This is a genomic window from bacterium, assembly GCA_040755795.1.
Lineage (GTDB): Bacteria > UBA9089 > CG2-30-40-21 > CG2-30-40-21 > SBAY01 > JBFLXS01.
The window spans coordinates 1-5,171 of record JBFLXS010000291.1 but is presented as its reverse complement, the minus strand read 5'-3'; the positions used below and the strand labels follow the sequence as shown (position 1 = coordinate 5,171).

At 32.0% G+C, this 5,171-nt stretch carries 5 protein-coding genes; 3 read left to right on the top strand and 2 right to left on the bottom strand.

The window, feature by feature from the left end:
* Nucleotides 1–190: 190 nt before the first annotated feature.
* Together AB1414_15040 and AB1414_15035 are read right to left on the bottom strand one after the other, a co-directional pair.
* Nucleotides 191–388 (bottom strand): hypothetical protein, encoded by a 198-nt coding sequence (locus AB1414_15040; protein MEW6608737.1) that lies wholly within the window; start codon nucleotides 386–388, stop codon nucleotides 191–193.
* Nucleotides 389–1,308: 920 nt separating this feature from the next.
* Entirely contained in the window at nucleotides 1,309–2,040 is a 732-nt protein-coding gene (locus tag AB1414_15035) for a class I SAM-dependent methyltransferase (GenBank protein ID MEW6608736.1), read from the bottom strand.
* A 673-nt stretch (nucleotides 2,041–2,713) separates the two neighbouring features.
* Here AB1414_15035 and AB1414_15030 point away from each other — a divergent pair.
* The 3 genes from AB1414_15030 to AB1414_15020 form a co-directional block, all read left to right on the top strand.
* A complete protein-coding gene (locus tag AB1414_15030) occupies nucleotides 2,714–4,171 on the top strand; it encodes a hypothetical protein (protein ID MEW6608735.1) in 1,458 nt (485 codons plus the stop codon).
* A 363-nt stretch (nucleotides 4,172–4,534) separates the two neighbouring features.
* On the top strand, nucleotides 4,535–4,861 hold the full coding sequence (locus tag AB1414_15025; protein ID MEW6608734.1) for a hypothetical protein: 327 nt from the start codon (nucleotides 4,535–4,537) through the stop codon (nucleotides 4,859–4,861).
* Nucleotides 4,862–4,885: 24 nt separating this feature from the next.
* Nucleotides 4,886–5,171: hypothetical protein (locus AB1414_15020; GenBank protein MEW6608733.1), on the top strand; the 286-nt coding region annotated here is incomplete at its 3' end.

The following is a 5,171-nucleotide window of genomic DNA, read 5'->3' as shown; positions in this document are numbered from 1 at the left end:
TGTTTTCCACAATCAATTTCTACCTATTTCTATAAATTTCAATCTATTTCTATTATCTTATCTCCATATCACTCTTATCTCCTTATCCCCTTTCTTACACTTTTGATATATAGCCTGAACGGTTACGGAATTATTTATACCTCAAATGCTGTAGCACGCTAAACATATACTCATTACCATTTACTTGCTTTTAATTTTGTAAAACCCTACCTATTTGACATCGTGATTCGTTAGAATTCCAAATCTTTAATAATTTTATCATAAACTTACTTATTTTGTCAAGTCTTTTAAATTTATTTTTTTTATCATATTTTATTAAGAATGTCAAGAAAGAAATTTTCGCCCCAGCAATTCTCGGTGAAAAAGTTCGCAACTCTTTTATTTTCAATGTCTTCTACAACAAATTGTCGACCTGTGCGGTTAGAAATTACAAGCAAATTTCCTCAAACCTGAAAGGTTTGACTTTTACATAAGAGAAGAAAAACTCCTGCTTACTACTCGACCCTGAAAGGGTTGAATTCTAACCAGGGATTACATTCGACCCTAGTTTTGCGGGCGTTTATTTTTATTTCCGTAGATTGCATCTACGGTTATTTAAAATTCGACGCTTTCAGCGTCAATAACCTAAAACCTAACCGCACAGGTCTCTTATAACTTTCTCAATAAACATATCGCTCCTACGGAGCTAATTTGATGTTGAGACAATAAATAAATCTATAAACATCTCGCCCTTACAGGGCTGAATATATTTTTAAACTCCGTTAGGAGTGATATATTTGTAGACTATGATAATCCTTAAACTCGATATTCAAGTTTTTTTTAAGGTTAAGTGGTTTATCCTTTTTTAACCGCAAAGAACGCAAAGAAATTAACCGCAAAGAACGCAAAGATTATAGTGCTCTGTTAAGATTGAATTTGCATGTTACTTAGGTAATCGGTAATCGGAGATAACAGGCCATTGTTTTCTCTTCACCGATAACCTGATAACCGATAACTTTCTAAACATAGCAAAGCAAACTTAACAAAGCAATAGGTTGTTCACCACCTTATTTTCCTTCCTTTGCGTCCTTTGCGAAATCTTCCTTTGCGCTCTTTGCGGTTAAATCTTTATACCTTTAAAAAACTTGAACATCAAGTTAAAGAATTCATCTCCGTAGGAGCGAAATGTTTAACTTGATTTAATAGCCTACGACTTAACTGCAGAGGTGGTAAAATTTCGATACTACCTTCAAGTTTACATAAGATATATTATCGGAAGTTATTCTGAATTGTAAATTCTGAACTTCTAAATTTCATAACTTCTAAACTTCATACCTTGTATTCTAATTGCTTTTTCTTAGCCACCATAATAATTCTGGAACTTTGACTGTTAAATTTAGCATTTAATGAAAAACTACCATAAAAATCTACCCTGGGGAAAATGCTAAATAATCTTCTTAAATCTTCTTTCGTGTAATGACATAATTTTGTTCTTAAAGGATTATCAATGTATCTATTTTCCAGATGAATGGTAATCTTTTGAGTTCCAGGGATTATTCCAATCTTTTCCCTTTTTTTCTGCCATTGTTTTTTTAACCAATACCAATTCGCCACATCAATTATTACTACCCCATTATTTTTTAAAATTCGATAAATTTCATTGACCGTTTTTTTCTGGTCATCTAAAGTAAGTAAATGACAAAAAGATGAAAACAAACAGATTACCCCAACGATGGATTGATTTTGTAAAGGAAGAAATCTCATATCTCCTTGTATAAGTTTAATATTGAACTTTAAGTTTTTAATCTTATTTCTTGGAATTTGAAGCATATTCTTTGATAAGTCAATTCCAATTACCTCATAACCAAGCATTTTTAGTGGTAGGAGGTGTCTTCCAGTTCCACAGGCAATATCTAATATTTTACCTTTTTTAGGCAGGAAATTTTGGAGAAAGGTAATTTCTCCTTTAGTTTTTTCCTTAAATTGTTCATTATAAATCAAGTCATAGTAGGAAGCTAATCTATTAAAAAATTCTTTAACCTCTAAAATTTCCCTGTTCATCCCCTACCCTTTCAGAAAAAAATTATAACACAAAAAATAACAAAATGCAAGAAAAATCAGAGGATTTCAGAAATTTCTAACCGCAGAGACGCAGAGAAACAGAGAGGAAAATATCTTTTTTTCGTGTTTTTCGCGTTTTTCGGTGTTTAAAAAGGCTTAAAAACAGTTAGTCGAAAGTAAGTATTAAAAAATTAATAAACAACGAAAAACCCGAAATGCACCAAAAAAAGGAAATTTCTGTCTCTGGTGAATATAGCAGTTATTAGTCAAAATTTTACTCAGGGTGGATAAGTAAAAAATCCCAAATCCCAAGCACCAAATCCCAAATAAGCACCAAATTTCAAGTACTAAATACCAAACTATGGGGGGTAATGTTTTGAATTTTGGTCATTCGAATTTGTTTGGAATTTGGAATTTGTGATTTGGAATTTCATAGCCATATCTGGATCAAATTTCGATTAATAAGTACTATAGATTTTAATTTTTTTCTCTGCGTCTCTATGTCTCTGTGGTGAACGGTTACAATTTTTCCTTGCCTTTAAGGTTAATTGAGTCAAAATATTAATTTTTAATTAAATTTAGGAGGTTTTACCAACATAGTAGAAGATATTTTTAAAAAATTCTCGGTCCGCTTCTTGACAAAAAAGAGATATATCTGATATAATTTAATATTATGAATAAAAGATTAAAAATATCAGGATGGATATTTATTTTTTTAGTTTTATTTAGAGGAATATCTGTCAGTATAGAAATTCAATCAGGAACAGGAAGGTATAGTAATGGAGATTATGTTAATCTTGAACAATCCTTTTCTAAACAGCCGGTTATTATTACTTCGGCTTCTAAAAAGGGTGTTGCTTTACGAGTCGCTTCTATATCAAGTAAAAAGAACAGATTTAAACTATCTATACTGGATTACGAAGGTAATAAAGTGTCAGATGCCTGTGTTCAATGGCTTGCGGCAGGATTGGGAAATAATAAAGATATTCAAGCAGGCTCTGGTATTTATAATAATGGGGAATATATTAATTTTACACAATCTTTTTCAACCCCGCCGATTGTTATCGCCTCTGCTCGAAAGGGACAATTTGCTATCAATACCTATGTTGAGAAAGTAGAAAAAAGAGGATTTCATATTAAACTCTATAATCGTTTTGCCCCAGAAAAGGATGCTATTGTCCATTGGATTGCGATTGCTCCTCTTTCAAATGGTAATATTCAAGGAGAGGTAGGTAAATATGATAATAATCAGTTTATCAAATTTAACATCCCATTTTCTAATCCTCCAATTATACTTGCTACCGGACAAAAAGATGGCAAAGCAATTAATGTCTGTGCAACTAACAATAGTAAAACAGGATTTACAATATCTCTTTATGACCATAAAAACAAACCTGTTTCAAATTCAGATGTTCAATGGATAGCCCTGGGTTCAACTGAGGATAAGTCCGCTTCATCTCCACCAGTATTATCTTTTGTAGAAAAAGATACGGCTTCTGAATTCGAGGAATCATTTTTGTCTTCTGTCCTGGATATTAATTACGAACCCGGAATTACAAAACAATTGAGTCAACCAAATTATAGTGAATTCAAATCATGGCATAGCGGACAATTAACTAATAGTTATGAATATGTGCAAGTTGATAAAGAAAATAAATGTATTTTTATAGGTGTTGGGGTGCCCGGAGAAGGGACAGGAGATGTGTATGCCTATGGAAACTTAGGGGTTGAGATTAATTTAATCGATGAGATGGTCGGAAATTATCCGGTTGTTATTAGAATAAAAGGTAGCTATAATGGACAGTATCTTATAGATTTACCTGCTGGTGGTGAGGTTAGACTATCTCTGGAGGCAATTGATTTAACTACTTCAGCAATCCTGCCTTCTTATATAATTCCACCAGCTAATGATTGGACCTGGATTAAACCTTCTGCAGGTGATTTGACCGGGCAATTTGATTTTCAGACAGGATATATACTTACTACAGGACATCGATATAGAATTTATCTAAAGGTATATCTTCATACCTGGCTTAATACGGAACTTCAACCAATTTCTTCAAATGCAAATATTAACTTCTGTAATGAAAACAATTTTGTCAAATACGATTCTATCGAAGTTACCTTTTAAATATTGGTAACTAATTTAGCCATAGGGTTCTGCAAAATAGGATTTTGGGGAAATAACAAATAAATATCAAATATTAAATATCAAAATGCAAAATTACAAATCAAATTTCAAAAAGGACTTCAAGTATTTTAATGCTGAAATGTAGTAGATAGTTGATAGTTTATAGTTGATAGTTTATAGTTGAAGGACTATAGACTATAAACTATAAACTATAAACCATAAACTATAAACTATAAACGACTTTTGCATTTTGCTCTTTGGAGGAAATTGATAAAAATAGAGGTTTTAAATACCCGCTTAAAAACTACAGTTTCCTGGTTTTGCAGAATCCTATAATTTAGTCAGTTAAAGGAGGAAATGGAAATGTGTCAAATTAAAAAAATACCTGTTGTTTTGTTACTTATAGGATTTTTGATGAGTAATTTCGTAAGAGTATCAGAGGCGAAATTTAAATTAGAGAAAGATAAGATTGCTCATATCGTTGTCAGTGCTGTAATCTATGATGCTACTTATCTTTATTGCGAAAATCGAGGTTTAAGTAAGTTTTCTTCATTTTGCTATGCGAGTTTAGCCACCGCGGCCGCTGGTATCATCAAAGAAGAAATGAATGATGTCTTTGACCATGAGGACTTACTCGCTGATGGAATAGGCTGGGGGTTGGGAATAGCCATAATGGAAATAGAATTTTAAAAACAGAAATTAGAGACTGGAAAAATGAGAAATTTATTTAATCGTGAAAGGGCAGGTAAATCATTAATTTTATCTGAGGTATGCGTAATTACCTCTTTACCTTACCTTTATTATATGTATTTCATTGGGATGCGGGAGATAATATTAAAGAATTTTCTTCCTAAACACCTTTCTTATTTGATGATACAGGATGTGTGGTATATATTTATTGCGACTTTCCTGTGTGGATTATGTGGTTTTGCCTGGAGTCAAAAATATGGGTTATATGGATTGGGTTCATTTTTAGATATTAAAAGAATTTGGTTGAAAT

Excerpts from the sequence above, each read along its gene's own strand:
- AB1414_15035 (MEW6608736.1), bottom strand. The coding sequence starts at position 2,040 with ATGAACAGGGAAATTTTAGAGGTTAAAGAATTTTTTAATAGATTAGCT.
- AB1414_15030 (MEW6608735.1), top strand. The coding sequence starts at position 2,714 with ATGAATAAAAGATTAAAAATATCAGGATGGATATTTATTTTTTTAGTT.
- AB1414_15025 (MEW6608734.1), top strand. The coding sequence starts at position 4,535 with ATGTGTCAAATTAAAAAAATACCTGTTGTTTTGTTACTTATAGGATTT.